At 64.0% G+C, this 25,984-nt stretch carries 27 protein-coding genes; 14 read left to right on the top strand and 13 right to left on the bottom strand.

Annotation, left to right across the window (positions count from 1 at the left end):
* Positions 1 to 22: 22 nt before the first annotated feature.
* The gene (locus ACGYLA_RS05175) at positions 23 to 2,368 is read left to right on the top strand and encodes an aldehyde dehydrogenase family protein (protein ID WP_394430840.1); all 2,346 of its coding nucleotides are present in this window, start codon (positions 23 to 25) and stop codon (positions 2,366 to 2,368) included.
* A gap of 56 nt (positions 2,369 to 2,424) precedes the next feature.
* Here ACGYLA_RS05175 and ACGYLA_RS05170 read toward each other — a convergent pair whose 3' ends face one another.
* The 6 genes from ACGYLA_RS05170 to ACGYLA_RS05145 all read right to left on the bottom strand — a co-directional run bounded on the left by ACGYLA_RS05170 (position 2,425) and on the right by ACGYLA_RS05145 (position 9,575).
* Positions 2,425 to 3,747 (bottom strand): M16 family metallopeptidase, encoded by a 1,323-nt coding sequence (locus tag ACGYLA_RS05170; RefSeq protein WP_394430838.1) that lies wholly within the window; start codon positions 3,745 to 3,747, stop codon positions 2,425 to 2,427.
* Positions 3,744 to 5,090, bottom strand: coding sequence for a M16 family metallopeptidase (locus ACGYLA_RS05165; protein WP_394430836.1), 1,347 nt, complete (start codon positions 5,088 to 5,090; stop codon positions 3,744 to 3,746). Before ACGYLA_RS05165 ends, ACGYLA_RS05170 begins: the two co-directional genes overlap by 4 nt.
* A 64-nt stretch (positions 5,091 to 5,154) precedes the next feature.
* Positions 5,155 to 5,667, bottom strand: a complete 513-nt coding sequence (locus ACGYLA_RS05160; protein WP_394430834.1) for a DUF3035 domain-containing protein — start codon at positions 5,665 to 5,667, stop codon at positions 5,155 to 5,157.
* A gap of 52 nt (positions 5,668 to 5,719) precedes the next feature.
* On the bottom strand, positions 5,720 to 6,208 hold the full coding sequence (lspA, locus tag ACGYLA_RS05155) for a signal peptidase II (RefSeq protein ID WP_394430832.1): 489 nt from the start codon (positions 6,206 to 6,208) through the stop codon (positions 5,720 to 5,722).
* A gap of 15 nt (positions 6,209 to 6,223) precedes the next feature.
* Positions 6,224 to 7,810, bottom strand: coding sequence for a bifunctional phosphoribosylaminoimidazolecarboxamide formyltransferase/IMP cyclohydrolase (gene purH / locus ACGYLA_RS05150; protein WP_394430830.1), 1,587 nt, complete (start codon positions 7,808 to 7,810; stop codon positions 6,224 to 6,226).
* Between the two features lie 16 nt (positions 7,811 to 7,826).
* Positions 7,827 to 9,575: a heparinase II/III family protein gene (locus ACGYLA_RS05145; protein ID WP_394430828.1), complete on the bottom strand. Its 1,749-nt coding sequence runs from the start codon at positions 9,573 to 9,575 to the stop codon at positions 7,827 to 7,829.
* Between the two features lie 164 nt (positions 9,576 to 9,739).
* On the opposite strand from ACGYLA_RS05145, the gene ACGYLA_RS05140 reads away from it, so the two are divergent.
* Complete coding sequence (locus tag ACGYLA_RS05140; protein WP_394430826.1) at positions 9,740 to 10,489, top strand: phosphate/phosphite/phosphonate ABC transporter substrate-binding protein; 750 nt, start codon at positions 9,740 to 9,742, stop codon at positions 10,487 to 10,489.
* Positions 10,490 to 10,492: 3 nt separating this feature from the next.
* Here ACGYLA_RS05140 and ACGYLA_RS05135 read toward each other — a convergent pair whose 3' ends face one another.
* Complete coding sequence (locus tag ACGYLA_RS05135; protein WP_394430824.1) at positions 10,493 to 11,764, bottom strand: RsmB/NOP family class I SAM-dependent RNA methyltransferase; 1,272 nt, start codon at positions 11,762 to 11,764, stop codon at positions 10,493 to 10,495.
* 97 nt (positions 11,765 to 11,861) lie between these two features.
* Between ACGYLA_RS05135 and ACGYLA_RS05130 the strand changes: the two genes are divergently transcribed.
* Positions 11,862 to 12,164: a DUF1674 domain-containing protein gene (locus tag ACGYLA_RS05130; RefSeq protein ID WP_394430822.1), complete on the top strand. Its 303-nt coding sequence runs from the start codon at positions 11,862 to 11,864 to the stop codon at positions 12,162 to 12,164.
* A 5-nt stretch (positions 12,165 to 12,169) separates the two neighbouring features.
* On the opposite strand, the gene ACGYLA_RS05125 is transcribed toward ACGYLA_RS05130, so the two are convergent.
* On the bottom strand, positions 12,170 to 12,529 hold the full coding sequence (locus ACGYLA_RS05125; protein WP_394430820.1) for a dihydrodipicolinate reductase: 360 nt from the start codon (positions 12,527 to 12,529) through the stop codon (positions 12,170 to 12,172).
* Between the two features lie 79 nt (positions 12,530 to 12,608).
* Complete coding sequence (gene dapB, locus ACGYLA_RS05120) at positions 12,609 to 13,427, bottom strand: 4-hydroxy-tetrahydrodipicolinate reductase (protein WP_394430818.1); 819 nt, start codon at positions 13,425 to 13,427, stop codon at positions 12,609 to 12,611.
* Between the two features lie 96 nt (positions 13,428 to 13,523).
* On the opposite strand from dapB, the gene rbfA reads away from it, so the two are divergent.
* From rbfA to ACGYLA_RS05075, 9 genes are all read left to right on the top strand, one after another.
* The gene (gene rbfA / locus ACGYLA_RS05115) at positions 13,524 to 13,967 is read left to right on the top strand and encodes a 30S ribosome-binding factor RbfA (RefSeq protein WP_394409854.1); all 444 of its coding nucleotides are present in this window, start codon (positions 13,524 to 13,526) and stop codon (positions 13,965 to 13,967) included.
* Complete coding sequence (locus ACGYLA_RS05110; protein ID WP_394409851.1) at positions 13,964 to 14,710, top strand: phosphodiester glycosidase family protein; 747 nt, start codon at positions 13,964 to 13,966, stop codon at positions 14,708 to 14,710. Before rbfA ends, ACGYLA_RS05110 begins: the two co-directional genes overlap by 4 nt.
* A 78-nt stretch (positions 14,711 to 14,788) precedes the next feature.
* Positions 14,789 to 15,715, top strand: coding sequence for a tRNA pseudouridine(55) synthase TruB (truB, locus tag ACGYLA_RS05105; RefSeq protein ID WP_394430816.1), 927 nt, complete (start codon positions 14,789 to 14,791; stop codon positions 15,713 to 15,715).
* A gap of 6 nt (positions 15,716 to 15,721) precedes the next feature.
* On the top strand, positions 15,722 to 16,258 hold the full coding sequence (locus ACGYLA_RS05100; RefSeq protein WP_394430907.1) for a DUF1643 domain-containing protein: 537 nt from the start codon (positions 15,722 to 15,724) through the stop codon (positions 16,256 to 16,258).
* 99 nt (positions 16,259 to 16,357) lie between these two features.
* Entirely contained in the window at positions 16,358 to 17,284 is a 927-nt protein-coding gene (locus ACGYLA_RS05095; RefSeq protein WP_394430814.1) for a calcium-binding protein, read from the top strand.
* Positions 17,285 to 17,452: 168 nt separating this feature from the next.
* The gene (gene rpsO / locus ACGYLA_RS05090) at positions 17,453 to 17,722 is read left to right on the top strand and encodes a 30S ribosomal protein S15 (protein WP_067266742.1); all 270 of its coding nucleotides are present in this window, start codon (positions 17,453 to 17,455) and stop codon (positions 17,720 to 17,722) included.
* 282 nt (positions 17,723 to 18,004) lie between these two features.
* The gene (pnp, locus tag ACGYLA_RS05085) at positions 18,005 to 20,146 is read left to right on the top strand and encodes a polyribonucleotide nucleotidyltransferase (RefSeq protein ID WP_394430812.1); all 2,142 of its coding nucleotides are present in this window, start codon (positions 18,005 to 18,007) and stop codon (positions 20,144 to 20,146) included.
* A 61-nt stretch (positions 20,147 to 20,207) separates the two neighbouring features.
* Positions 20,208 to 20,912, top strand: coding sequence for a glycosyltransferase (locus tag ACGYLA_RS05080; protein WP_394430810.1), 705 nt, complete (start codon positions 20,208 to 20,210; stop codon positions 20,910 to 20,912).
* Between the two features lie 51 nt (positions 20,913 to 20,963).
* The gene (locus tag ACGYLA_RS05075; RefSeq protein ID WP_394430808.1) at positions 20,964 to 21,716 is read left to right on the top strand and encodes a glycosyltransferase family 25 protein; all 753 of its coding nucleotides are present in this window, start codon (positions 20,964 to 20,966) and stop codon (positions 21,714 to 21,716) included.
* A 7-nt stretch (positions 21,717 to 21,723) separates the two neighbouring features.
* Here ACGYLA_RS05075 and ACGYLA_RS05070 read toward each other — a convergent pair whose 3' ends face one another.
* The 4 genes from ACGYLA_RS05070 to ACGYLA_RS05055 form a co-directional block, all read right to left on the bottom strand.
* Entirely contained in the window at positions 21,724 to 22,377 is a 654-nt protein-coding gene (locus tag ACGYLA_RS05070; RefSeq protein ID WP_394430806.1) for a peroxiredoxin, read from the bottom strand.
* Positions 22,378 to 22,562: 185 nt separating this feature from the next.
* Positions 22,563 to 23,210 carry a pseudouridine synthase gene (locus tag ACGYLA_RS05065; protein ID WP_394430804.1) on the bottom strand — a complete coding sequence of 216 codons (648 nt, stop codon included), beginning with the start codon at positions 23,208 to 23,210 and terminating at the stop codon, positions 22,563 to 22,565.
* 48 nt (positions 23,211 to 23,258) lie between these two features.
* Positions 23,259 to 23,717: a GAF domain-containing protein gene (locus tag ACGYLA_RS05060; protein ID WP_394430802.1), complete on the bottom strand. Its 459-nt coding sequence runs from the start codon at positions 23,715 to 23,717 to the stop codon at positions 23,259 to 23,261.
* 75 nt (positions 23,718 to 23,792) lie between these two features.
* Complete coding sequence (locus ACGYLA_RS05055; protein WP_394430800.1) at positions 23,793 to 24,965, bottom strand: thiolase family protein; 1,173 nt, start codon at positions 24,963 to 24,965, stop codon at positions 23,793 to 23,795.
* Between the two features lie 86 nt (positions 24,966 to 25,051).
* Here ACGYLA_RS05055 and ACGYLA_RS05050 point away from each other — a divergent pair, with 86 nt between their 5' ends.
* Together ACGYLA_RS05050 and ACGYLA_RS05045 are read left to right on the top strand one after the other, a co-directional pair.
* Positions 25,052 to 25,390, top strand: a complete 339-nt coding sequence (locus ACGYLA_RS05050) for an STAS domain-containing protein (RefSeq protein ID WP_271688851.1) — start codon at positions 25,052 to 25,054, stop codon at positions 25,388 to 25,390.
* A gap of 4 nt (positions 25,391 to 25,394) precedes the next feature.
* Positions 25,395 to 25,859 (top strand): ATP-binding protein, encoded by a 465-nt coding sequence (locus ACGYLA_RS05045; protein WP_394430798.1) that lies wholly within the window; start codon positions 25,395 to 25,397, stop codon positions 25,857 to 25,859.
* The last annotated feature ends 125 nt before the right edge of the window (positions 25,860 to 25,984 follow it).

The following is a 25,984-nucleotide window of genomic DNA, read 5'->3' as shown; positions in this document are numbered from 1 at the left end:
GTATTTGGAAAAGGATGAAGGCATGAGCGTGTCCGACATATTCGAAAGCATGGAATACGGGCCAGCCCCGGAATCGGCGGCAGATGCGCTGGCGTGGATCGTCGATCAGGGCGGGCGGTTTGGCCATTTCATCGATGGCGCCTTCACTGCGCCGGCGGCGGGGTTTGACAGCACGAACCCGGCGACGGGTGAGGTCTTGGCCAGTCTAACGCAGGCGTCGCAGGGCGATGTGGATGCCGCCGTGAAGGCGGCGCGCAAGGCGCAGCCCAAGTGGGAGAAGCTGGGCGGCCATGGCCGGGCGCGGCATATCTATGCGCTGGCGCGGCTGTTGCAGAAACACGCGCGGTTGTTTGCGGTCTTGGAGGTCTTGGACAACGGCAAGCCCATTCGTGAGGCGCGCGATATCGACGTGCCCTTGGCGCAGCGGCATTTCTATTATCACGCGGGCATGGCGCAGTTGATGGAGAGCGAGTTGCCCGATGCGCAGGCGCTTGGGGTTTGCGGGCAGATCATCCCGTGGAACTTCCCCCTTCTGATGCTGGCATGGAAGATCGCGCCCGCGCTTGCGATGGGCAATACCGTGGTGTTGAAACCTGCGGAATACACTTCGCTGACCGCGCTTTTGTTTGCCGATATCTGCCGTCAGGCCGGGCTGCCCAAGGGTGTGGTCAACATCGTGACGGGCGATGGCACCGTGGGCGAGATGATCGTCGGCCATGACGATATCGACAAGATCGCCTTTACCGGCTCCACCGCCGTTGGCCGCCGCATTCGCGAGGTGACGGCGGGGTCCGGCAAGGCGCTGACCTTGGAGCTGGGTGGCAAATCGCCTTACATCGTTTTCGATGATGCCGATCTGGACAGCGCAGTCGAAGGGCTGGTCGATGCGATCTGGTTCAATCAGGGGCAGGTCTGCTGTGCCGGGTCGCGCTTGCTGGTGCATGAGCCGGTCGCGGATCGGTTTTATGCCAAGCTGCGCGCACGGATGGAGAAACTGCGCGTTGGCGATCCCTTGGACAAGAGCATTGACGTGGGCGCGCTGGTCGACCCGGTGCAATACAAGCGCGTGAGCGAAATGGTCGAGGCCAATACCGCCGGTGAGCGTTTCGTGGCACCGGGGACGATGCCGGAGAATGGCTGTTTCTATCCGCCCACCCTGATTACCGGGCTGAACCCGGCGGATCGGCTGATGCAGGAAGAGATTTTCGGGCCTGTGCTGGTCTCCACCACCTTCCGCACGCCCGGCGAGGCGGTGCAGCTGGCCAATAACACGCGCTACGGTCTGGCGGCGACGGTCTGGACCGAGAATGTGAACCTTGCCCTCGACATCGCGCCGAAGTTGGAGACCGGGATCGTTTGGGTCAATGGCACCAATATGATGGATGCCGCAGCCGGGTTCGGCGGCAAGCGTGAAAGCGGCTTTGGCCGCGAGGGCGGTTGGGAAGGTCTGGCGGGCTATACCAAGCCCAAGACGGCGCGGAAGCCTTTGAAGGAGATCGAAGCCTTCTCAGGTGAGGGTGCGCCGGAGGATGGGATCGACCGGACTGCGAAGCTCTTTATCGGTGGCAAACAGGCGCGGCCCGATGGCGGCTATTCCGCGCCGGTTTGGGGCAAGTCGGGCGGTCTGTTGGGGCATGTGAGCCTCGCCAACCGCAAGGACCTGCGCAATGCGGTCGAGGCGGCGCATGCGGCGAAGGGCTGGTCGAAAACCACCGGCCATCTGCGGGCGCAGATCCTGTACTACATTGCCGAGAACCTTTCCGCACGGGGGGATGAATTCGCAGCACGTCTGGATGCGATGCAGGGCACGAAGACGGGCCGTAGGGAGGTCAATGCGGCCATCGACCGGCTTTTCACCTATGCCGCTTGGGCCGATAAATACGACGGTCAGGTTCACGGCGTGCCGATCCGCGGCGTGGCACTGGCGATGAAGGAACCCGTGGGCGTGATCGGGGCGCTGTGCCCTGCCGAGGCGCCTTTGCTGGGGCTGATTTCCTGCATGGCCCCCGCCATCGCCCTGGGCAACCGGGTGATCCTTTCGGCCTCCGAACCCTTCCCGCTGGCGGCGACGGACTTCGTTCAGGTGCTTGAGACATCGGACGTGCCCGCGGGCGTGGTGAATATCCTGACCGGACCACAAACGGATCTGGCCGAGGCGATGGCGCGTCATATGGATGTGGATGCGGTCTGGTCCTTCGGCGCCGCGGCGCTTTCCGGCATTGTGGAGAAAGGGGCCGCGAGCAACATCAAACGCAGCTGGGTCAACCACGGCATGGCGCGGGATTGGTTCGGGGCCGAGGGCGCGGGGCGCGACTTCCTACAGGCCGCGACCGAGGTCAAGAATATCTGGGTGCCCTACGGCGAGTAACGCCCGCCGCCCTGCCTACGCAGAAGCGCCGCCCCCTGTCGGGAGCGGCGCTTTTTTCAGTCCTGCGCTGTGTCTGCGGCCTCTAGCCCTTCGGGCTGGCCAACGACAACGAAATGCAGGTTTTCGGGCTCCAACAGCTCGGCAGCGACGCGTTTGACATCTTCAAGCGTGACCGCCTCGACCCTGTCGTTGCGGGTCGCGATATAGTCGGTCGGCAAGCCAAGCATCTGCATGCCGACGAGGATGTTGGCAATGGGCGTGTTCCCATCGAAGCGCAGCGGATAGGCTCCGGTGATATAGGTCTTGGCCGCGTCCAGTTCCTCTTGCGTGATGCCTTCGGCGGCGGCCTTGGCCCATTCGGCGCGGATCACCTCGATCGCTTCGGCGATGCGGTCATTGGACGAGCTGACAGAGCCGAGGTAGGTCTCGGCCAGATCACGCGGGGCGAGGTAGGAATAGATGCCGTAGGTCAGGCCACGTTTCTCGCGCACCTCGGTCATCAGCCGGGATTCGAAACCGCCGCCACCGAGGACGTGGTTCAGCACCGTCGCGGTGAACCAATCGGGATCGTCCTGCGCGAGGCCGGGCTGACCAAAGAGCGCGACGGATTGCGGCGTGGCGAAATCGACGACCGTGGTGCCACTGGGGATATCGACCTCGGCCCGGGGCGGCATCGGCGCACCTTCGGCGGGCAGCCCCCCCAACAGCTTGTCGAGCATCTGGCCCAATTCTTCGGGTGTGATGTCGCCCACCACGCCAACGATGATGCGGTCCCGCGCCAGCACCGCGCGATGCGCGGCGAGCAGATCGTTACGGGTCAGGCCCGCGACGCTTTCCAACGTACCATTGAGCGAACTGCCATAGGGGTGATCCCCAAAGGCGATCCGGTCAAAGGTCTGTTGGGCGATTTTGTTGGGGTCTTTCTGGTTCGACTGGATGTTCGAAATCACTTGGCCGCGCACGCGCTCAATGGCGTCTTCGTCGAAACGTGGCTCCTGAAGGGCCGCGCGCAGAAGGTCGATCGAGGGCGCGCGGTTCTCGGTCAGGAAACGTGCGGAGACGGAAAGCGCATCGTCAGAGACATCAAAGCTGAGGTTCGTGGCCAGCGCTTCGGTCGCGCGGCTGAAGGCGCGGGCGTCCATCTCGCCCGCCCCTTCTTCCAAGAGGCCGGTCATCAGGTTGATCGCACCGCGTTTGCCGGGGGCATCGAGAGACGCGCCGCCACGGAAACGGATTTCCAACGCCACGAAGGGGATCGAAGGCTCCTCGACCAGCCAAGCGGTGATGCCGCCGGGGCTGGTCACCTCCTGAATATCGACCTCGGCGCGGGCGGGGAGTGTGGCAATTACCGTCAGGATCAGGGCGTAGATCAGTCTCATTGCGCGTCCTCCTTCATCAGCCAGCCGGTGACCGATGCGCGTTTGTCGAACAGGTCGCGGGCGGCCTGCATGATGTCCTCGGCGGTGACGGCTTGAAGCACATCGGGCCATGCCTGCACGTCTTCGACCGTGAGGCCGATGGCGAGGGCCGAACCGTAGCGGTGCGCCACGCGGTCCGCGTCATCGCGGGCATAGATTTGATCGGCGCGCAACTGCGCCTTCAGGCGTTCAAGGTGTTCGGGGTCGACCCCGGCCTCCATGAACTGCGCCAGCGCCTCGTCCAGCGCCTCTTCGGCCTGTTGCAGGCTGACGCCGGGCACGGGCAGCACGACAAGGTCAAAGGTCGTGTCGTCCAACGTGTCGGCCTTGTAGAAAGCGCCGGTGTAGTTGGCGATCTGTTCGTCGAATTGCAGTTTCTCGGCAAGGTAGGACGTGGTGCCGCCGCCTAGCAATTCGCTGAGCAGCAGGAGCGCCGCCGCTTCCTCCTGGTCGCCGCTGTCGCGTTCCTGCGCAAGGTAGGAGCGGCGGACATAGGGCTGGGCCACGCGGGCGTCTTTGTAGATCAACCGGCGCTCGGCGATCTGGGGCGGCTCTTCGGTGCGCAGACGCTCCGGCAAGGCGGGGTTGGCGGGGATTTGGCCATAGGTGGCCTCGGCCAGTTCGCGCACCTCTTCCGGCGTTACATCGCCCGAGACCACGAGGATCGCGTTGTTGGGTGAGTAGTAGAGCTCATAGAACGACAGCGCATCTTCGAGGTCCAACTCCTCCATCTCATGTTTCCAGCCGATGATCGGCACGCCGTAGCGGTGGTTGAGATATTGCGCGGCGTTAATCTGCTCGCTGAACAGCGCGGCGGGGTTGTTCTCGGTCCGCTGGTTGCGCTCTTCGAGGATCACGTCACGTTCGGTCTCGATGTTTTCGGGGGTCAGACGGATGTTCTTCATCCGGTCGGCCTCCATCTCCATCATCAAGCCGAGGCGGTCCGCTGCGACGCGCTGGTAATAGGCGGTGTAATCGTAGCTGGTAAAGGCGTTATCGCGGCCCCCATTGGCGGCCACGGTGGCGGAAAACTCGCCCGCTTCCAGCTTGTCGGTGGCTTTGAACAGCAGGTGTTCAAGGAAATGCGCCACGCCCGATGACCCTTTGGGTTCATCCGCCGAACCTGCGCGGTACCAGACCATTTGCTGCACGACCGGGGCGCGGTGGTCTTCGACGACCACGACCTCCATGCCGTTATCAAGGGTGAAATGGGTGACCGCTTCGTTCTCGGTCTGCCCCGCCTGCACGGCGGGGGCTGTGAAAAGCGTTGCCACCAGGGCCGCCATCATCGGCAGTCGGATCATTGCTTACCTCGAAATATATCGCCTGCCGCATTACCTACGCGGTCTGGCGCTACTTTCAAGAAGCCTAGCGAAAACGTGTGTCCTGCGGCGGGTAGGACGGCGTGCGTCCGCCTGCCTTGCGCCAGCGCTCTGCCTCGCTATGCGCGTCGAGGATCATGCGCTTGTAGGCTTGGCCGTAGCGGTCAACCGGCACGATGCGGAATTGGGTGAAACGGCCCTTGCGCTTGCGGAATTCCGCGTCGGCCTCGGCCAAGCTCTCACGGATGCCGGGCTGCACGCCCATCCGGCTTGCATGTTGGACCAGCGCCGCATCCCCCGCCGGGATGCCAGCAGAGGTATCCAAACGCCCGCCGAATGCCGCCACCCCTTCGGCCACCGCCGAGCGGTCGGTCAGGTTCGCCTGCCCCGGCGCAGGCGTGGGCAGGGTGTTCAAGTTGTCGGGGCGCTCCAGCGGCTTGACCGGTTGGATCAGGAACTCATCAGGCCCTTCAGAAGTCGGCTGCAAATCGCGAAGGCCCTGATTGCTGCAGGCGGCGAGGGCCAGCGGGATCAAGCTGATGAGGGCAATGCGGCGCATGGTGTCTCCTTTCGGGGTCTGCTTGTTCAATATCGCAGGCAAGCGGGCAATGTCACTGACCTTTTTTGCCCTGGCGTTTGGGCGCGCTTTTCGGCTCTCCGGTAAAGAGGATCAGGCCAAGGGCGCCGACAAAGATAAAGACGTCCGCCAAGTTGTAGACGAAGGGGTTGTTGATGCCGCAGCAGGAGTTGTTCAGGAAATCCAGCACATAGCCATAGATCAGCCGGTCCGCAACATTCGCCAGCGCCCCGCCGACCAGCAGGCCGCCGCTGAGCTGCGCCCAACGCCCATGCGGGCTGCGCCAGAGCCATAGGGTGACGCCCGCGCAGATCACCAGCGCCACCACGATCAGCACCCATTGGCTCATGTCGCCGCCGAGACCAAAGTTGATGCCCCGGTTCTCCCCGTAGCGGAAATTCAGCACCGGCGGCAGCACGTCGATGGAGCGGACACGCGCCAGTTCCATCATGTGAATGACCACATATTTGCTGATCTGGTCGATCAGAAAGGCCACGAAGGCCGCGATGCCGAATGTCCGCATGGGGCTCCCCTTCGCTTAGTGCCGGAAATGGCGCATGCCGGTGAAGACCATGGCGAGCCCCGCCTCATCCGCCGCTGCGATCACCTCGTCGTCCCGCATCGAACCGCCGGGCTGGATCAGGGCCGTGGCACCGGCCTCGGCGGCGGTGATCAGACCGTCTGCGAAGGGGAAGAAGGCATCAGAGGCCACGACCGAGCCCTGCGTCAGGGGTGCGTCGATGTCCATCACCTCGGCCATGTCTTGGGCTTTGCGCGCGGCGATGCGGGTGCTGTCCACACGGCTCATCTGGCCTGCGCCCACGCCTACGGTGGCACCGTCTTTGACATAGATGATCGCGTTGGATTTGACATGTTTCGCCACGGTCCAGGCAAAGAGCAAGTCGTCGAGTTCGCGGTCCGATGGCTTGCGCTTGGTCACCACTTTCAGATCATCGCGGGTGATGCGGCCCACGTCCTTGTCCTGCACAAGGAAGCCGCCTGAGACCTGCCGCACCGCCAGTTCGGCGGCGGTCGGATCGGCGAGGCCTTCGGTGGTTAGCAGGCGCAGGTTTTTCTTGGCGGCGAAGATGCGCTTGGCATCCTCGTCCGCGCCGGGGGCGATGACGACTTCGGTGAAGATCGCGGCGATGGCCTCTGCCGTTGGCCCGTCCAGCGGCTGGTTCAACGCGATGATGCCGCCGAAGGCCGAGGTGCGGTCACAGTCGAAGGCCCGTTTATAGGCCTCGAGCAGGGTCTCTCCGCGCGCCACGCCACAGGGGTTGGCATGTTTGATGATGGCGCAGGCGGGGCCGTCCTTGGGGTCGAACTCGCTAACCAGCGCAAAGGCCGCGTCGGTGTCGTTGATGTTGTTGTAGGACAGTTCCTTGCCCTGATGCTGCACCGCGTTGGCCAGACCGGGGGCGTTCGAGCCATCGGTGTAGAAGGCCGCCTGCTGATGCGGGTTCTCGCCATAGCGCAGGGTCTGGGCCAGCGTGCCGCCAAAGGTGCGGCGGCGCGGCGTGGCCGCGACCTGCGCCGCCATCCATGTGCTGACGGCAGTGTCATAGGCGGCGGTGCGGGCATAGGCGGTCTGGGCCAGACGCTGGCGCAGAGCGTAGGTGGTCTGACCGTCGTTGGCCTCCATCTCGGCAATCACCTCGGCGTAATCCTCGACATCCACCACCACGTTGACGAAACCGTGGTTCTTGGCCGCCGAGCGGATCATCGCCGGGCCGCCGATGTCGATGTTCTCGATCACCTCGGCGTATTCCGCGCCCTTGGCGACGGTTTCCTCGAAGGGGTAGAGGTTCACCACCACCAGATCGATCGCGCCGATATTGTGTTCGTTCATCGCGCCGACGTGTTCGTCATTGTCGCGCAGGGCCAGCAGACCGCCATGCACGACCGGATGCAGCGTTTTCACGCGCCCGTCCATCATTTCGGGAAAGCCGGTCACATCGGCCACATCCAGAACCTCAAGCCCCGCGTCGCGCAGCGCTTTCGCGGTGCCGCCGGTGCTGAGCAATTCGACGCCCCGCGCCGCTAGCGCCTTGCCAAGGTCCAAAAGACCGGTCTTGTCGGATACGGAAAGCAGGGCGCGTTTGATGGGATAGAGGTCGGGCATGGGGCTGGTTCCTTGGTCAGTCTTCATCAGCATAGGGATCGTCGATCGACAAATCTCGCACGCCAATCGCAGTTTCCTGCGCTTTTGACAACGACCAGCGCACCCGCGTGGCATAGTTCATGGCATAGCCCGAGAGCACGATCTGCTGCGCGGCGCGCGGTTTCAAGCGGGTTGTCTCAAGGTAAACCCCCGGTTCCAAAGACAGATTATGCGTGCCGTCATGGCGAAACACCCAAATCTCCCCGCTTTTCAGCGCCATTGAGATCGCAGCCCCGCCAAGGTCCAACGTGGCATCTACATCCGGGTGCAGGTGAAACCGAATGTCGAAGGCGACCCCCTTTGACTGGGCGGCGTTCAGCACTTTGTCAAAGCGCCGCTTCTCCGCCCCCTCTATCGCCAGCAACATATCCTCCCCCGAGAGGCCGCGCCCGTCTGCGGTCAGCTCCAGCCGCCGCGCATGGGTCAGCCCGTGGCTGCGCAGATAGGCGTCATGCGCGCCTTCGAAAAGCAGCCCATCCGCCGCCTCTCCGATCTCGACGGGCACGTGGCGCGGGCCCGCGATCAGCGCCTCCGCCCCGCTATGGGGGTCAGGCTCCGCCAGTCGCGCGCTGGAATGGCCGACGAGCGACAGGGCCGAATGCGACGGCGTGGCCCGCCCCGCCCGCCGCCACTCCAACCCGAAGGACGCGCCGGAGCCGCAGTTCACCACCAAGGGCCGCCGCCCCGAGGTGAGCTCGAATGCCAATGTGGAGGCATGGGCATTGGTCGAGGCCGCACCGCTTGGCGGGACTGCCGCATCGACGATCACGCTGGTGCGGCCTGCGGACAGTCTTGCAAAGCCCATGGCCAGCCCATCGGGCTGCCGCGTCCTGACCTTGGCCGCCGCCAGCGCGTGGTCCAGCCAGCCCTCCATGCCGCGCCCGCCGCCGTGAAACCGCGCCAGCGCCCCATCGGCATGGCGCAGGCTGCGCAGGGTCGGCGCAATGCGCTCGATCGCGGTCAGATGCTCCTTGGGCGCGCTGCGGCCCGCATCGCTCAGCGCGGCGGCGGCCCATGTCAGCAGGGTGAAGACCGCCAGCAGTTCCTCGGGATTGCGCGTGGGCAGCCCGCCTTCGGCATCGATCTGCCTGGCGCATTCCCGGGCGAGGGCCTTGACCGCCGGATCGGCCAGTTCGGCCAGCCCCTCAAGCGACAGGCTGGCATAGATCAGCCCGGCCAGCGCCTCAAAACGCGGCAGGCCAGGGGCCGCCCCGCGCCAGCGTTTCGACAGGAACCGGGTCTGCCGTTCGAGGGATCGGTAGAAGGCATCGCTCTGCTCGGCCTCGGTCCCGCGCAGCAGGAAAAGCGCGTGGTTGATCCAACGGATCAGCCGCCGCCCGGTCAGCGCCGGGGTCCAGCCCGGCCCCTGCCCGCGCCCGAAACGGTCGATCCAGCCCCAAAGCCACGCCTGCGCCGCCCCCCGCGCCCGCGCATCGCCCACCGCAGCGAGGTCATCGAGCCACGCAAAACCGTGCAGCTCCGCGGCAAAGGCGGGGTCAGGCGGCGTGAGGTCCCACATGGCGGTTTGCGGCGCGGTCAGCAGGCTGCCGGCAAAGAGGTAATTGCCCGCCATCAACTGCCGCCCCCGCGCGAAAGAGCCGATGGTGCGCGGCTCGGGCGAAGAGGTGAACGCGACGACGCGCCCCCGGCCCCGGGTCGCACGCCACGCGTGCCAGCGGTTCAGAAACCGCGCCCTGCGGGCCATGACGCTGGAAAGATTAATCATATCAAGCTGCCCCTGACGCTCTGCTGGCGTTTGGCGACAGCATAACCGCGGCCCCACAATGAGTCACCGGATTTTCCCCGCGCGGCGGGGGATCGGCGGGGAACCGACGCTTGCCACCGCGCGGCGGCGCGGCCTAAACAGGAACACCCCAAGCGGAGCCGCCGATGATCGCCAGCCTGATGATGTACCTGCGCCCCGAAACCGCCGAGGCGACAGGGCGCTTCTGGGCCATGATCCGTGACGCACTGCGCGCGCAGGGCATCCCGGCCCCGGAAAGGCTGAGCAATGATGCCGAGGAATTCGCCGTCTGGACAGCGCCCGACCTCACCCTCTCCCAGACCTGCGGGATGCCTTACCGCCTGTGGCTGCACGACCGTGTCACGCTGATCGGCACGCCGGACTTTGGCGTCGAAGATTGCCCGCCGGGGTATTACAACAGCGTTTTCGTCGTCCGCGCCAATGATCCCCGTGAAACAATTTCCGATTTCCACGCGGCGCGCTTCACCTACAATCAGACGTTCTCGCAATCAGGCTATGCAGCCCCTTACGCGCATTGCCGGGCGCGGGGGTTTTGGTTTGCACAGCGTAGCCAAAGCCACGGTCACCGCCCCTCGGCCAAGGCCGTAGCCGAGGGACGCGCGGATATTGCGGCGCTGGATGCGGTGTCTTGGCGGCTGATCGAAAGCCATGACGCTTTCGCGGGCGACCTGCGGGTGCTGGAACGCACGGCCCCGACCCCCGGCCTGCCCTATATTGCGGCAGCGGGTGCCGATGCGGTGGCAACAGCCGCGGCGGTGCGCGCGGCCATTGGCGGACTCACGGCAGCAGATGCCGCCACGCTAGGGCTCCGCGGCCTCATCGACATCCCGAAAGCGGCCTATCTCGCCGTGCCCTCCCCACCCGACGAGGCGTGAGGGTCAGTCCTTGCGCAGACAGGCAATATAGAACCCGTCCATCCCGCCTTGATCGGCCCAGAAATCGGGGCGCAGCCGCAGCCCGCCCTCTTCGGTGTGCCAATCGGCCTCGACCCCCGGCAGTTCCAGCGCGGCGGTGTCGACGGTCATGTCGCCATGCCGCTCTAAGGCTTCGTCGACCTGCACTTCGCCCTCGTCGGGCAGCAGGCTACAGGTGCAGAACACCAACCGCCCGCCGGGCTTGAGCAGGCTCCAGGCATGGTCGATCAACTCGGATTGCAACTCGATCAGATCCCCGAATTCAGATCCGTCCTTGGCATAGGGCAGGTCCGGGTGGCGGCGGATGGTGCCGGTGGCGGAGCATGGCGCGTCCAGCAGAATGGCGTCGAATGTGCCCTGCACGGCGCGCGCATCCTTGGTCAGCGTCTTGGCCTTCAACCCCACGCGGGCAAGGTTTTCCTTCACCCGCTGCATCCGGGGATGCGACTGGTCGACAGCGGTAACGACCGCCCCCGCAGCGGCAAGCTGCATGGTCTTGCCCCCCGGCGCGGCGCAGAGGTCCAGCACCGTCTCGCCCTCCTTCGGGGCCAGCACCCGCACCGGGATCGCGGCGGCGGCATCTTGCACCCACCAATCGCCCTCGGCAAAGCCCGGCATGGTTGAGACCTGCCCGGCATCCGTGACCCGAACCGAGCCTGTCGGCAGCAGCGTGCCCCCCACGGCCTCTGCCAACGCGGCGGCGTCGCCCTTCGCGGTCAGATCAAGCGGTGCGCCCGCGAAATGCGCCTGTTCCATCGCGGCCATGGCATCGGTGCCCCAAGCCTCGGCCAGCGGTCCGCGCAGCCATTTGGGCAGACGCGGCGCGCGCAGGGCACCCCACGCCTCGGGCCCCTGAGCGGCGATCTTGCGCAGCACGGCGTTGGTCAGCCCCTTGAGATGGCTCAGCGTGCGGTGTTGCGAGACGAGGTTCACCATCGCATTCACCACCCCATGCGCGGCCCCGCCCTGACAAAGCTCGACCGTGCCGACCCGCAGCACATTGCGCACGGTCAGCGGCGGGGCCTTTTGCAGGTGCTTTTGCAGCAACCGGTCCGCCCGTTCCAACCCGCGCAGCGTGTCCTGCGCCAGACGCTGCGCCCGCGCCCGATCATCGGGGGGCAGCTTGTCCAGCGCGCCCGCGGCAAGAAGCTCGGACATCAGCCGCGGCTCATCGCCCAAAATCTGATCCAGCAGATAAACCGCGCTTCTGCGGGCCTGAACGCCTGTGTCTGCCATGGTCATATCCTATCTGGGTCTGGCTTGAGGGGTTGCCGGGTTGTCTGGGCCAGCGGGCGACGTATATCAAGGGAGAACTTGGCTCAAGAGGACCATGATGCCCGATCAACGCCCCATTCCCGACAGCAAACCCGGCCCTGATCCCACGCCCAGCCCCGCGCCGGACCTGCCCCCGCAGCCCAAACCCGGGCCGAAACCGATCCCCGACACGCCGCAAGACCCGACGCCAGCCCCCGGCCCCGATCTGCCCGCCGCCGCCCGGCGCGCTTTGGCCGAGGCCGCTGCCCGGCGTGAGGCGGCAGCCGCGCTCGACATGCCCACCGAACTTGGCGGGCGCGATGGGCCAGAGCCTGTGCGCTATGGCGATTGGGAAAAGAAGGGCATCGCCGTCGATTTTTAAGCGCTTCAGCGCAGGGTCAGCACCGCCGACTCCCCCGCGCCCCTGTCGGAGGTAAAGCGGAGTTTCGCGCCATCGCGGGCGACCAATTGGCAGTTATAGCCCAAGTCCTTGCCGCCCCAGACCAGCGTGCGGCAAAAATAGCCGTCTTGCCACGACCACTTGCCGGTGACCTCCCAAACCGCGCCCTTGCCGGAAATGGCCCCGCCGGAGGTGACCCGCAGATCGACCAGCGGGCGGGTTAGCCTTTTGCCATTCACTGCGGCGATGAAGTCTGACTTATTTTGAATACGGGCATATTCCGCCGCAGCGGGCAGACCAACAGCCGCGAGCATCGCTGTCACGGCCAGTGCAAAGGTAATCTTCATCGAAACCTCCCTTGGGGTGAGTTGCCTGAGGCACTCACGTAGCCAAGGAAGGTAAAGTTTCAGATAATTTGCCTGCGCCTCAGCCCTTCAGGCCAAGCACGTCCAACATGTCATATTCCCCCGGCGCTTTGCCCTGCCCCCAAAGCGCGGCCTTGAGCGCCCCGCGGGCGAAAAGCGCACGGTCCGAGGCGACGTGGCGCAGGATGATCCGCTCTCCGGCGGCGGCGAACATCACGTCATGTTCGCCCACGATATCGCCGCCCCGGATCGCGGTGAAACCGATATCGCCCTTTTGCCGTGCACCGGTGATCCCATCGCGGCCCCGGTCCGAAACATCCGCCAGTTTGACACCGCGCCCCTCGGCGGCGGCTTCGCCCAGCATCAATGCGGTGCCCGAGGGGGCATCGACTTTCTGATTGTGGTGCGATTCGATGATCTCAATGTCGTAATCCACGTCCAGCGCGGCGGCGACCTGCCGGGTGAGCTGCGTCAGCAGGTTCACGCCGAGGCTCATGTTCCCAGCGCGGACGATGACGGCCCCCTGTTCGGCAGCAGGGGCAAGCTGCGCGATCTCATCTTCGGTCATGCCGGTGGTCCCGATGACATGGACGATCCCGGCCTTGGCGGCCTCACCGGCAAAAGCGATGGTGGCCTGCGGCGCGGTGAAGTCGATGGCGGCCTGCACCTTGCCAAAAGCCTCTGCCGCATTGTCTGTCACAGTCACGCCCGAGGCCGTGCCGCCCATCGCCTCGCCCAGATCGCGGCCAATCCAGTCATGGCCCGGACGCTCCAGCGCCGCGGCCAGATGCATTTTCTCGCTGGCGTTGATCTCACGGATCAACATTTGGCCCATGCGGCCAGAGGCGCCGGTGACGGCAATGCCGGGGGTCTGTGTCATACTCGGTCTCCTGCGGTTCTGGCCGTGACTGGCAGGGCCGGTTTAGCCCGTCGCGGAGCGCTTGGCAAAGTGCAACCGAAGCCTTAGATGGGGGGCATGGCAAAGAACAAGTTTCATGAGGGCCCCGGCCCGTCGCAACGACAACTCCGCGTGGGCGAAACCGTCCGCCGCGCCTTGTCCGATGTTCTCGCACGCGGGGATGTGCACGACACCGATCTCAATCGGATGTCGATCACCGTGGGCGAGGTGCGCATCTCTCCCGACCTCAAGATCGCCACGGCCTATGTGCTGCCCCTGGGCGGGGAGGGTCAGGATGAGGTTCTCAAACTGCTGGCCCGCAACAAAAGCGAATTGCGCCGTCAGGTCGCCAAGAAACTGACGCTCAAGTTCTCGCCCGATCTGCGCTTTCAGCTGGACCAGACCTTTGACCGGATGGACGACACCCGCCGCATGCTGAACCAAGAGGTGGTGCGCCGCGATGCGGATGCCCCCGATGACGACGGCGCCGATGACAGTGCCGACGGCGCGCCGGATCAGTGATCCGCGCGGGCCTGATCGCATTCGCGCTTCTGGCGCTGAAAGGCACGCCTGCGGACGCGGCCGAATGCCGCAACATTACCTTTGACGGCAGTTCCTACACGGTCTGTGAAGTCGATCTGGAACGGGACGACCTGCGGCTCTTTCTCAACAATGAGGCGGGCGCGCCCTATGGGTTCTTCGGCTCGCTTGACGAGGCGCTGAAAGCGCAGGGGCTGCGGCTTGGTTTTGCCATGAACGCAGGCATGTACCACGAAGACCGCTCTCCGGTTGGGCATTACATCGAAGAAGGGGTCGAGACGCGCGGCGTGATCGACAGTGCTGGCCCCGGCAATTTCGGCCTGCTGCCCAATGGTGTTTTCTGCCTGCGTGAGGGCCGCGCCGATGTAATCGAGACCAAGCGTTACCTCAAGGACAAGCCCGAGTGCCGCTTTGCCACGCAATCGGGGCCGATGCTGGTGATCGACGGGGCGCTACACCCGCGATTCCTGCCCGACAGCACCTCGCGCTATATCCGGAACGGCGTTGGCACCACGGCAGATGGCAAACGCGCGGTTTTCGCGATTTCCAACGATGTGGTCACCTTTCACGAATTCGCCCGGCTCTACCGGGATGAGTTGGACCTGCCTAACGCGCTGTATTTTGACGGCAATATCTCGCGCCTGCGCGCACCCGGCCTCCGCCGCAGCGGGGCGGGCTTCACCACCTTGGGGCCGATCGTGGGCATCGTGACGCCCGCAAAGTAAGCTTTTCCCCGCTTGGGGGCTGGGCAGCGCGGCGCGGCTCCGATAGAGGGCAGCACCACAAAAGCGAAGGGGCAAGACATGGCACGCAAACGCAAGGGTCGCGATATTTCCGGTTGGCTGGTGGTGGACAAACCCGCTGGCCCCACCTCGACCGCCGTGGTCAATAAGGTCCGCTGGGCGCTGGAGGCCAAGAAGGCGGGCCACGCAGGCACGCTCGACCCCGAAGCGACTGGCGTTCTGGCCATTGCCTTGGGCGAAGCAACCAAGACCGTGCCCTATATCACCGACGCGCTCAAAGCCTATGAGTTCACCGTACGTTTGGGGATCGCCACCAATACCGACGACGCCGAAGGCGAAGCCATCGGCACCTCTGACCTGCGCCCCGATGACGCCGCGATCAAGGATGCGCTGAACGGCTTCATCGGTGACATCCAGCAGGTGCCGCCGCAGTTCTCCGCCGTAAAGATCGACGGCCAACGCGCCTATAAACGCGCCCGCGACGGCGAAGAGATGGAGATCGCCGCCCGCCCCCTATGGGTGGAAAGCCTGCTGCTGGTCGACCGCCCCGATGCCGATCATGTCACCCTTGAAATGGTCTGCGGCAAGGGCGGCTATGTCCGCTCCATCGCGCGCGATCTGGGGCAGAAGCTTGGCTGTCTCGGCCACGTCCGCGAATTGCGCCGCACATGGTCCGGCCCGTTCGAGGCAGGCAACGCCCTGACGCTGGCGCAGGTCGATGAGCTGGCCCGGACACCGGAACTCGACACCTATCTGTTGCCACTGGCCGAAGGGCTGGCCGAGCTGCCCGAGGTCAAAGCCACCCCCGAAGGCGCCACCCGCCTGCGCAACGGCAACCCCGGCATGGTCATCGCCCATGACGTGGAATATGGCGATGAATGCTGGGCCTCGCTCGATGGGCAGCCTGTCGCCGTGGGCCGCTTCAAGGCGGGGGAATTGCACCCGAGCCGGGTGTTCAACCTGTCGTCGGACGCGAACGAGGGCTGAATGGCCCTGATCACCCGCAGCCACACCAAGGGCGACGCCCCTTCGACCGCGGTCTACTCGCCCTGCGAGCAATACCGCTACAGCCTTACCCGGATCTGGGAAACAGGCGCGCCGCGGGTGATGTTCGTGATGCTGAACCCTTCCACCGCGACCGAAGTGCAGAACGACCCGACGGTCGAGCGCTGCGAGCGTCGGGCGCGGGTGCTGGGCTTTGGCGGCTTCCGGGTGACCAATATCTTCGCCTTCCGCGCCACCGACCCGCGCGACATGCGCGCAGCGGCCGATCCCATCGGCCCCGACAATGACGCCACGCTGGTCGAGGGGGCCGATTGGGCCGACCGCATCATCGCCGCTTGGGGCGTGCATGGCGCCCATCTGGGCCGCGGTCTGGCCGTCGCCGCACGACTGGCTGAGGGGGCGAAACCGCTCTACCACCTCGGCCTCTCCAAAGCCGGGCATCCCCGCCATCCGCTGTACCTGCCCTACACACAAGAGCCGGTTCTGTGGCAGCCCGAGTCCCCGTCGCGGGCAGGCATTCGTTAACCATTTCCCCGCTATTCCTTTGATTTTACAGCCACGACATGCCCTTTTGAAGCTGGGACGATGTGTGGGGCATCAAGCAATCAACGGGTGGAACTGTGGATGTTGTGGCTGGCTGGGGTAATGGGTCTGATGGCGGTCGGTGCCGTCACTTTCGTGGAAATCGAAACACCTTCTGAAGAGGATATGCCGGAGGCGGACACCCCGCCCGACGGCACGACTTCAGTCGGAGATATCCTTTCAGGCAGCGATACCGGCGAGACGGTGCAGGGCGGCACCGGCGACGATCAGCTTGGCGGCTATGGTGGGAATGATCTGCTCCATGGCGCTGGTGGCGACGATGACATGCACGGGCATGACGGCAATGACACGCTACATGGCAACGATGGCGGGGACACCCTGCACGGCAATGACGGTGATGACGACCTGTTTGGCGGCACGGGCAACGACAGCCTCTTTGGCCACAATGACGATGACTTTCTCTATGGCGGGGCGGGCGATGATGCGCTGCAAGGCGCGGCGGGGGACGACCTGCTGGAGGGCGATGCCGGAAACGATGCCCTGCAAGGCGGGCTTGGCGACGATGCGCTGCGCGGCGGCGCGGGCATGGATACGCTTTTTGGCGGCTGGGGCGACGACACGCTCACCGGGGCGGATGACCTACAAAGCCCCGATTTCCTGAACGGCGGCGGCGGCGACGACCTGATCATCGCGGGCGCCGGGGATGTGGTGACCTCGGGCGACGGCACCGATCAGATCGCCTTGGGAGACTGGATCGGCCAAGGCGGGGCCGCGCAGATCACGGACTACCACGCAGCGGACGATTCGCTGCTCTTTGTCTGGGACGACAGCAGCGCGGGCGGGGCGGAGCCGCCGCTCTCCATCCTGCCCGACCCGGAGGATGCGGGCCAAACCCTCGTCCTGCTGGACGATATCATCGTCGCGCGGGTGGCGGGGGACAACGTCACGCTCGACGATATCGCGTTGATCCCACTCTCTGCAGCCTTCGACCTCGGCCTCGCGGCCTAAGGCGGGGCGGAGCCCATGCGCAAATCACCCTTTGCCAAAGGCGAAAATTCCTCCTATACGCCCCCATCGCCTGCTGATTCCGTCAGCGGGTGATATCTCCATGGGCCTGCGCTGGACGACATCCCGGCCTGCGCCATCCATTTTAACTCTTTTCGAAAGGAGACCCCGATGTCGATCACTGCTGAAGAAAAAGCAAAAGTCATGAAAGAATTCGGCACCAAAGAAGGCGACACCGGTTCGCCCGAAGTTCAGGTTGCCATTCTGACCTCGCGCATCACCACGCTGACCGAGCACTTCAAGACCCACAAGAAAGACAACCACGGCCGCCGTGGTCTTTTGAAAATGGTCGCGACGCGCCGCAAGCTGCTGGATTACGTTAAGGCCAAAGACGAGTCCCGCTATCAGGACCTGATCAAACGCCTCGGCCTGCGCCGCTAATCGCGCGCAAGCCGCCGGAAGTTCCGGTGACAGGACGACCAAAACCTCCCGGCCCCCGCCGGGAGGTTTTTTGTTGCGCGCAGACCGCAGCGCGCTGCGGCGGAGAGAACCCGCCGCTTATGGCCCCGAGGCGACAGAACACTTCCCATTTGCCATGAAAACATGTATGCCCGCGCAATCTGAAATCCGGCGCCCGGACTCCAGCGCCTGAAAAAGAAGATACCGGAGTCAGGGGCAATACGGCCCCTATGCAATGGCCAATGGGCCAAAAAGGAAACGTAGATGTTTAATGTAACGAAAAAATCGATCCAGTGGGGCGAAGAGACGCTGACACTGGAAACCGGTAAGGTTGCCCGTCAGGCGGACGGGTCGGTGATTGCCACGCTGGGTGAGACCAGCGTCATGGCCAACGTGACGTACGCACGTCAGCAAAAGCCCGGGCAGGATTTCTTCCCCCTGACCGTGCACTACCAAGAGAAATACTATGCCGCCGGTAAAGTACCGGGTGGCTTCTTCAAGCGTGAGGCCCGCCCCACCGAGAAGGAAACACTGACCGCGCGTCTGATCGACCGTCCGATCCGCCCGCTCTTTGTCCCCGGCTTCAAAAACGAAGTTCTGGTGATGTGCACCGTGCTGAGCCACGATCTGGTCAACGACCCCGACATGGTCGCCATGATCGCCGCCTCCGCCGCGCTGACACTCTCGGGCGCGCCCTTCATGGGTCCGATCGCGGGCTGCCGTGTGGGCTATGAGGGTGGCGACTATGTGCTGAACCCCACCATCGACGACATGCAAGACCTGCGCACCAACCCCGACCAGCGCCTCGACCTCGTGGTCGCGGGCACCAAGGACGCGGTGATGATGGTCGAATCCGAAGCCTATGAGCTGTCGGAAGAGGAAATGCTGGGCGCCGTGAAATTCGCGCATGAGCAGATCCAGCCGGTCATCGACCTGATCATCGATCTGGCCGAGGAAGCCGCGAAGGAGCCCTTCGACTTCCAGCCCGAAGACTATTCCGATCTGTCGGCTGCCGTGAAAGCCGCTGGCGAAGACGAAATGCGCGCCGCTTTCGCGATCGTGGACAAGCAAGAACGCACCGCCGCCGTTGCTGCCGCCCGTGAGACGATCAAGAGCAAGCTCACCGAAGAGCAGCTTGAGGACAAGAACCTCAGCTCCGCGATGAAGGGCCTTGAGGCCAGCATCCTGCGCGGCGACGTGGTGAAAACCGGCAAGCGCATCGACGGTCGTCGCACCGACGAGATTCGCGACATCGTGGCCGAAACCGGCATCCTGCCGCGGACCCACGGCTCGGCGCTCTTCACCCGTGGTGAGACGCAGGGCCTCGTGGTGACCACGCTCGGCACCGGCGACGACGAGCAGTTCATCGACGCGCTGCACGGCAATTTCAAATCGAACTTCCTGCTGCACTACAACTTCCCGCCCTACTCGGTCGGCGAAGTGGGTCGCGTGGGCCCTCCCGGACGCCGCGAAGTCGGCCACGGCAAGCTCGCATGGCGCGCCCTGCAGGCGGTTCTGCCCGCGGCAACAGACTTCCCCTACACCATCCGTCTCGTCTCCGAGATCACCGAATCCAACGGCTCCTCGTCGATGGCATCGGTCTGCGGTGGCTCCCTGTCCATGATGGACGCGGGCGTGCCGCTGAAATCGGCCGTGGCCGGTGTGGCGATGGGTCTGATCCTCGAAGATGACGGCTCCTATGCGATCCTGTCGGACATCCTGGGTGACGAAGACCACCTCGGCGACATGGACTTCAAGGTCGCAGGCACCGAAGCCGGCATCACCTCGCTGCAGATGGACATCAAGGTCGCCGGCATCACGCCCGAGATCATGGAGAAAGCCCTGGCCCAGGCCAAAGAAGGCCGGATCCATATCCTCGGCGAAATGAACAAGGCGATCTCGGGCGCCGCGGACTTCTCCGTCCACGCGCCCCGCATCGAGACCATGCAAATCCCGACCGACAAGATCCGCGAAGTGATCGGCTCGGGCGGCAAGGTGATCCGCGAGATCGTCGAGGTTTCCGGCGCCAAGGTCGACATCAACGACGAAGGCACCATCAAGATCGCCAGCCCGAACGGCGACGCGATCAAGAAGGCCTACGACATGATCCATTCGATCGTGGCCGAGCCCGAAGAAGGTGCCATCTACACAGGCACCGTCGTGAAGATCGTCGATTTCGGCGCCTTCGTGAACTTCTTCGGCAAGCGCGACGGTCTGGTGCATGTTTCCCAAATCGAAAACCGCCGCCTGAACCACCCTTCGGACGTTCTGAAGGAAGGTCAGGAAGTGAAAGTGAAGCTTCTGGGCTTCGACGATCGCGGCAAAGTGCGCCTGTCGATGAAAGTCGTCGATCAGGAGACCGGCGAAGAGATCACTGCTGAGAAGAAAGAAGCGGCAGAGGGTTAATCAAAACCTGCTGCGGACCCTCACCGGGGGTCCGCAGTTTCCCCTCAGGGCAGTACGAGACATGCGCGCAGAAAATCTGGTCACGATTTGCATCACCATGGGGCTGCGCCCCGATGTCTTGCAACAAACACTCGAAAGCCTCGGCCCCGAGCTGCGCAAGCTGCCGATCATTGGCATCAACGACTTCGGCGATGCCGAAACCAGCGCGGTCTTCGACCAGCTCTGCCCTCATGGGCAACGCATCGATCTGGGCAAACAGGTCGGCCACCACCCCGCCGTCGACGCCATGTATGCCAAGGTGCGCACCCCTTATGTCTTTCACATGGAAGACGATTGGGAATTCACCCGCCATGATTTCCTCGACGATGCACTACGGCTACTGGAAGCGCATCCCGATGTCTCTTCGGTCTGTTTCCGCGACACTGATAACTTCTTCATCGAAGACACGGCCCGCGCCCAGATCGTCACCGAAGAATGCGCCGGCATCCCCTATGCGCGGATGGATGCGCTCAGCCCCAAATGGTACGGCTATACCTTCAATCCGCATCTGGCCCCGCTTTCCCTTTGGAAAGAGGTCGGCGGCTTCAGCGGTTTCAAACGCGAAAGCCACATCTCGCGCCAATTGCGCAAACAGGGTAAATTCACCGCTTTCCTGAAACCCGGCGCTTGCCAGCACATCGGGTTTGTCAGCGTCGCCCACAAACCGCCCTCCGCCTTCAAACGGTTCAAGAACTGGCTGCGCGGGCGGCCCACCCCCAAAGTTTAACCCGTATAAGCCTGTCATCGCCCCGCGCGCCGCAGGAATGAGGTCACATCGATGTCACAGCGCCCAAAGGGATTCGTCATCAATCTGGCCGCCTCCCCCCAGCGACTGGACAGTGCGAAGGCCGAACTGGACGCCGCACAGATCGAGGCGGTCCGCGTGGATGCCTTCGACGGGCGCGAGATCGATCTGGCCCAATTCGCCCCCTATGACGATCGCAAGGCCCGGCGTTTCATGGGGCGGTCGATGACCCAAGGCGAGGTCGGCTGCTACGTCTCGCACCAACGCGCCGCCGCCGCCTTCCTAGAGAGCGGGGATGAGCTTGGCTTCGTCTTCGAAGATGACATCGCCCTTGAACCCAGATTCCGAACCTTCGTGCCAGAGCTGATAGAATGGCTGCGCCCCCGCACCGATTGGCACTGCGTAAATCTGGGCGCGACCCGTTTGAAAATCACCAGCCCCATGGCCGAAGTCGCAGGCATTCCGGTACTCCGCGCCCATTACTTTCCGATGCTCGCCCACGCGCTCATCTGGAACCGTGCCGGGGCCGAGGCGTTCCTCGCCGCCTCCGAACCTATCTTCTGCCCCGCCGATAACATGCTCAGACAGGTCCTCACGCGCTCCGACATGGGGCTGGCCACGGCCCAAAGCCTCGTTACAGCAGGCCGGTTCGACAGCGACATTTCCGCTCGTTCTGGAGGAAACAGAGGGCAATACCGGCGCTCCGCCCTCTATGGCCTGCGCAAACAGCGTAGGTTACTACATGAAAAAGCGATGGCCTTCGCCCATAAGCTCGGCCATCGCTAAGGGCAGGTCAGCCCGGCAGCTGCGCTTTGCGCAAATAGGGCAACACCGTCTCGAACGCCCCGAACTTCGCCTTGGCGTCCTCATCCGACACCGTCGCGGGGATGATCACATCCTCACCCACCTGCCAATCCGCAGGCGTCGCCACTGCGTTCTTCGCCGCCGTCTGCAACCCGTCCAAAGCCCGCAGAACCTCGGCAAAGTTCCGGCCCACGTTCATCGGATAGGTCATGCTCAGCTTCAACTGCTTATCCGGCCCGATGATGAAAACCGACCGCACCGTGGCACTGTCATTGGGCGTGCGGCCATCGGGCAGATAGGCCTCCGCAGGCAGCATATCAAAGGCTTTCGACACCTCCAGCCCCGCATCCGCGATGATCGGGAAACCGGCCTCGGCCCCTGCAACCTTCTCGATATCGCCCTTCCACTTCTTATGTTCCTCGACGTCGTCGACACTGACACCGATCACCTTGGTGCCGCGCTTTTCCCATTCCTCGGAAAGCCGCGCCACGGCGCCGAACTCGGTGGTGCAAACAGGGGTGAAATCCTTGGGGTGGGAGAACAGGATCGCCCAATTGTCACCGACGAACTCATGCAGGGAAAAGCTGCCCTGATCGGTTTCGACTGTAAGATCGGGAATAGTGTCGTTGATACGCAAGCCCATGATATCCTCCGGGTCAATCTGTGAACAGATAGGTCAGAGGTAATCGCAAACCCCGCCGGTTTCACCCCCCGATCGCCACAAAGCCCGACTTCACCGCAGCGCCACGGCCCCCCTTCCCCTTCATCCTTTCTCAAATACCAATCCCGCCCCCACCTCACGGCGCAAGGCCGGGCACGGAGCGCAGCTCAAAAAGGCGCCTTGGCCCGCACCTTCGTCGATGCGCCACCCTGCGGATGGTTGAACCGCAATTCCTCGCTATGCAGCATCAACCGCGGAAAATCCCGCGCGGGCCCCGTGGCATAGAAAGGGTCGCCCAAAATCGGATGCCCAAGCGCCAGCATATGCACGCGCAGCTGATGGCTGCGCCCGGTCTTGGGGAAAAGCCGAAGGCGCGCGGTTTCCCCATCGTTCTTGACCATCTTCCAATCGGTCTGCGCGGGTTTGCCAGTCTCATGGCAGACCATCTGCCGGGGGCGGTTGGGCCAATCGACGATCAGCGGCAGATCGACGCTGCCGGATTTCTCCGCCGGCACCCCCCAGACCCGCGCGACATAGGTCTTGCGGGTCATGCGCTTTTCGAACTGCAACCCAAGGTGACGCTGCGCATGGGGCGTCAGGGCAAAGATCATCACGCCCGAGGTGTCGCGATCCAGCCGGTGCACCAGCAGCGCTTGAGGGAAGACCGCCTGCACCCGCGCGATCAGGCAATCGGCCAGATGTTCGCCCTTGCCCGGCACGCTGAGCAGCCCTGACGGTTTGTCGACCAGCAGAACTTCGGCGTCTTCATGTAGAATGACCAACGGGTCCTGCGGCGGGTTATATTCGCTATCCATGGCTTCCCCTCGCAGATGCCGCCCCCCGAATCAAGCGGAGCATGGCCGTCAGGCGACAGCGGCGAAACTCTCCTTGAGGATCGCGCTCAACGCATCGGCATCCGCTTGGGTAAAGGCGTTTGGCTGGTCGCTGTCGATGTCGAAGACGCCGAGCAACTCCCCTGCCCCGTTCCAGACCGGCAGCACCAGTTCCGAGCGTGTCGACGAGGCGCAGGCGATATGGCCCGGGAAGGCATCCACATCCTCGACCAACTGCACCTCGCCCGTGCGCGCGGCAGCCCCGCAGACCCCGCGCGAAAAGGGGATCACCAGACAGCCATGCCCGCCTTGATAGGGGCCGATCTTCAGCAATTCGGGCGCGGTCACCCGGTAAAAGCCGGTCCAGTCAAAGCGGTCATCCGCGTGATGCACCTCGCAGGCGATGGTGGCCATCAGGGCCACGGCATCGTCTTCGCCCTCGGTCAGGGCGGCGATGGTCTTGGCGAGGGTTTGGTAGTCGACGGTCATGGGGATACTCATATTGCAGACGGGAAAAGGGAGGCGAACCGCCTCCCCCATAAATACTCTAGTCGGCCCGTAGGATCAGGGGCGTTCGATCGCAATCGCGGTGCCTTCGCCACCGCCGATGCAGATCGCCGCGACACCACGCTTCAGCCCCCGCTTTTCCAGCGCGTTCAACAGGGTCACCATGATCCGCGCGCCCGAGGCACCGATGGGATGGCCGAGCGCGCAGGCACCGCCGTTGACGTTCACGATGTCATGCGAAAGGTCCATTTCATGCATAAAAGCCAGCGGCACAACGGCGAAGGCCTCATTGACCTCCCACAGATCGACGTCCTCTTTCTTCCAGCCGATCCGCTCCAGCAGCTTTTGCGCGGCGGGCACGGGTGCTGTGGTGAAAAGCCCCGGCGCTTGGGCATGGCTGGCGTGGCCCACGATCCGTGCACGGATGTGCAGCCCTTTGGCATTGGCGCTGTCCTCGTCCGCCAAAACCAAAGCCGCCGCCCCATCGGAGATCGACGAGGAATTCGCCGCCGTCACCGTACCGCCCTCGCGGAAGGCGGGTTTTAGCTGGGGGATCTTCTCGGGCCGGGCACTTGCGGGCTGTTCGTCAGCGCTGACCGTGGTGCTGCCTTTGCGCGACCTCACCTCGACCGGAGCGATCTCATCCGCGAATGCACCCCCCTTTTGGGCCTCAATCGCGCGCGATAGCGACGCCAGCGCATAGTCGTCTTGGGTTTCACGGGTGAACTGGAAACGCTCGGCGCAATCCTCGGCAAAGGTGCCCATCAGGCGGCCTTTGTCATAGGCATCTTCCAAACCATCGAGGAACATGTGGTCGATCACCTGACCGTGCCCCAGCCGCGCGCCGCCGCGCATTTTCGGCAGCACATAAGGCGCGTTGGTCATGCTTTCCATGCCGCCCGCGACCATCACATCGGTCTGGCCAAGCGCGATCTGGTCAAAGGCCATCATCGCCGCCTTCATGCCCGAGCCGCACATCTTGTTGAGCGTGGTGGCCGGCACCTCTTCGCCCAGACCGGCCTTGAACCCGGCCTGACGCGCGGGCGCTTGGCCTTGCCCCGCGGGCAACACGCAGCCCATTAGAACCTCTTGCACCTCGGCAGGATCCGTCTTGCCCAGGGCCGCCTTGATCGCGCTGCCGCCCAATTCGGCGGCGGTCAGCCCCTCGAAGGCCCCTTGGAAACCGCCCATCGGGGTTCTGGCTGCACCGGTTATCACGACATTGCGCATCACGTTCTCCTAGAGTTGCACCGCATACCGGATGGTAAGGTTTTACGGCTAATCACGTCTCGAACTTCAAGTCTTGAGGCATGTTTATGGAAGTTTCCGCGAAAACAGAAGACCGCTTTTGCCTCGTCAGCGTGCTGCACGACCGCATCGATGCCGCCGCCGCGTTGGAGTTCAAGGATGCCATGCGCCGCGCCACGGCCCATGCGCCGCCGGTGGTGATCCTTGATCTGCACCGGGTGAATTTCATCGATTCCAGCGGGCTGGGCGCGATCATCGCGGTTATGAAACATCTCGCGCCAAAGCGCGCGCTGGTGCTGGCCGGGCTGACCCCGGCGGTGGAAAAGGTCTTTACCCTGACCCGTATGGGTACGGTTTTCGGCATTTTTCACACGCTGGACGCCGCCCTTACAGCGTATCGGGGATAGCGCGATGCGGCTCTCCGCCGCGCGGTCCGCGCTCTGCCCGTTCGAGATCACCGTTCACAGCGGCCCGCAGGCCGCGCGGGAGGCGCTCACGCTTTTGCTGGACGCGCTTAGCTGCCTTTCGCTCGGGGCCGAGGAGGTCTGCGTGGTGCGTTTGGTGGTCGCCGAAATGCTGAACAATATTGTCGAACACGCCTACCCCGACCCGCACCACCCCGGCCCTATCCATATCGCCTGCCATCACGCGCCCGACGGCCTGCACCTTGCCGTGTCGGACGAAGGGCTGCCGATGCCCAACCTGCAAGCGCCCTTGGGCCTGCCGCAAGAGATCGACCGCCCGGTTTGCGACCTGCCCGAAGGCGGCTTTGGCTGGTTCCTGATCCGCGATCTGGCGAAAGACCTGACCTATCGCCGCTTGGCCCAAGAGAACCGGATCGACCTGCGGCTCCCGGTTGGCTTACCGCCGCGTTAACATCTGCGGCAGCGCGTCCCGCATATTTCCCAAAACGGCCCCGCTGGGATCACAATTGCGCCTTGGTTGTTGGTCATAAACGGTGCTGTAGCTGCATATGGCTTCCCTCGGTGCCGTGTTTAATA

Origin of the sequence: Sulfitobacter sp. 1A13679 (genome assembly GCF_043557115.1) — a bacterium.
Lineage (GTDB): Bacteria > Pseudomonadota > Alphaproteobacteria > Rhodobacterales > Rhodobacteraceae > Sulfitobacter > Sulfitobacter faviae.
Note: the sequence above shows the minus strand (reverse complement) of the source record. Positions and strands in the feature narration are given on the sequence as shown.

Excerpts from the sequence above, each read along its gene's own strand:
- ACGYLA_RS05175 (WP_394430840.1), top strand. The coding sequence starts at position 23 with ATGAGCGTGTCCGACATATTCGAAAGCATGGAATACGGGCCAGCCCCG.
- ACGYLA_RS05170 (WP_394430838.1), bottom strand. The coding sequence starts at position 3,747 with ATGAGACTGATCTACGCCCTGATCCTGACGGTAATTGCCACACTCCCC.
- ACGYLA_RS05165 (WP_394430836.1), bottom strand. The coding sequence starts at position 5,090 with ATGATCCGACTGCCGATGATGGCGGCCCTGGTGGCAACGCTTTTCACA.
- ACGYLA_RS05160 (WP_394430834.1), bottom strand. The coding sequence starts at position 5,667 with ATGCGCCGCATTGCCCTCATCAGCTTGATCCCGCTGGCCCTCGCCGCC.
- lspA (WP_394430832.1), bottom strand. The coding sequence starts at position 6,208 with ATGCGGACATTCGGCATCGCGGCCTTCGTGGCCTTTCTGATCGACCAG.
- purH (WP_394430830.1), bottom strand. The coding sequence starts at position 7,810 with ATGCCCGACCTCTATCCCATCAAACGCGCCCTGCTTTCCGTATCCGAC.
- ACGYLA_RS05145 (WP_394430828.1), bottom strand. The coding sequence starts at position 9,575 with ATGATTAATCTTTCCAGCGTCATGGCCCGCAGGGCGCGGTTTCTGAAC.
- ACGYLA_RS05140 (WP_394430826.1), top strand. The coding sequence starts at position 9,740 with ATGATCGCCAGCCTGATGATGTACCTGCGCCCCGAAACCGCCGAGGCG.
- ACGYLA_RS05135 (WP_394430824.1), bottom strand. The coding sequence starts at position 11,764 with ATGGCAGACACAGGCGTTCAGGCCCGCAGAAGCGCGGTTTATCTGCTG.
- ACGYLA_RS05130 (WP_394430822.1), top strand. The coding sequence starts at position 11,862 with ATGCCCGATCAACGCCCCATTCCCGACAGCAAACCCGGCCCTGATCCC.
- ACGYLA_RS05125 (WP_394430820.1), bottom strand. The coding sequence starts at position 12,529 with ATGAAGATTACCTTTGCACTGGCCGTGACAGCGATGCTCGCGGCTGTT.
- dapB (WP_394430818.1), bottom strand. The coding sequence starts at position 13,427 with ATGACACAGACCCCCGGCATTGCCGTCACCGGCGCCTCTGGCCGCATG.
- rbfA (WP_394409854.1), top strand. The coding sequence starts at position 13,524 with ATGGCAAAGAACAAGTTTCATGAGGGCCCCGGCCCGTCGCAACGACAA.
- truB (WP_394430816.1), top strand. The coding sequence starts at position 14,789 with ATGGCACGCAAACGCAAGGGTCGCGATATTTCCGGTTGGCTGGTGGTG.
- ACGYLA_RS05095 (WP_394430814.1), top strand. The coding sequence starts at position 16,358 with ATGTTGTGGCTGGCTGGGGTAATGGGTCTGATGGCGGTCGGTGCCGTC.
- rpsO (WP_067266742.1), top strand. The coding sequence starts at position 17,453 with ATGTCGATCACTGCTGAAGAAAAAGCAAAAGTCATGAAAGAATTCGGC.
- pnp (WP_394430812.1), top strand. The coding sequence starts at position 18,005 with ATGTTTAATGTAACGAAAAAATCGATCCAGTGGGGCGAAGAGACGCTG.
- ACGYLA_RS05080 (WP_394430810.1), top strand. The coding sequence starts at position 20,208 with ATGCGCGCAGAAAATCTGGTCACGATTTGCATCACCATGGGGCTGCGC.
- ACGYLA_RS05075 (WP_394430808.1), top strand. The coding sequence starts at position 20,964 with ATGTCACAGCGCCCAAAGGGATTCGTCATCAATCTGGCCGCCTCCCCC.
- ACGYLA_RS05070 (WP_394430806.1), bottom strand. The coding sequence starts at position 22,377 with ATGGGCTTGCGTATCAACGACACTATTCCCGATCTTACAGTCGAAACC.
- ACGYLA_RS05065 (WP_394430804.1), bottom strand. The coding sequence starts at position 23,210 with ATGGATAGCGAATATAACCCGCCGCAGGACCCGTTGGTCATTCTACAT.
- ACGYLA_RS05060 (WP_394430802.1), bottom strand. The coding sequence starts at position 23,717 with ATGACCGTCGACTACCAAACCCTCGCCAAGACCATCGCCGCCCTGACC.
- ACGYLA_RS05055 (WP_394430800.1), bottom strand. The coding sequence starts at position 24,965 with ATGCGCAATGTCGTGATAACCGGTGCAGCCAGAACCCCGATGGGCGGT.
- ACGYLA_RS05050 (WP_271688851.1), top strand. The coding sequence starts at position 25,052 with ATGGAAGTTTCCGCGAAAACAGAAGACCGCTTTTGCCTCGTCAGCGTG.
- ACGYLA_RS05045 (WP_394430798.1), top strand. The coding sequence starts at position 25,395 with ATGCGGCTCTCCGCCGCGCGGTCCGCGCTCTGCCCGTTCGAGATCACC.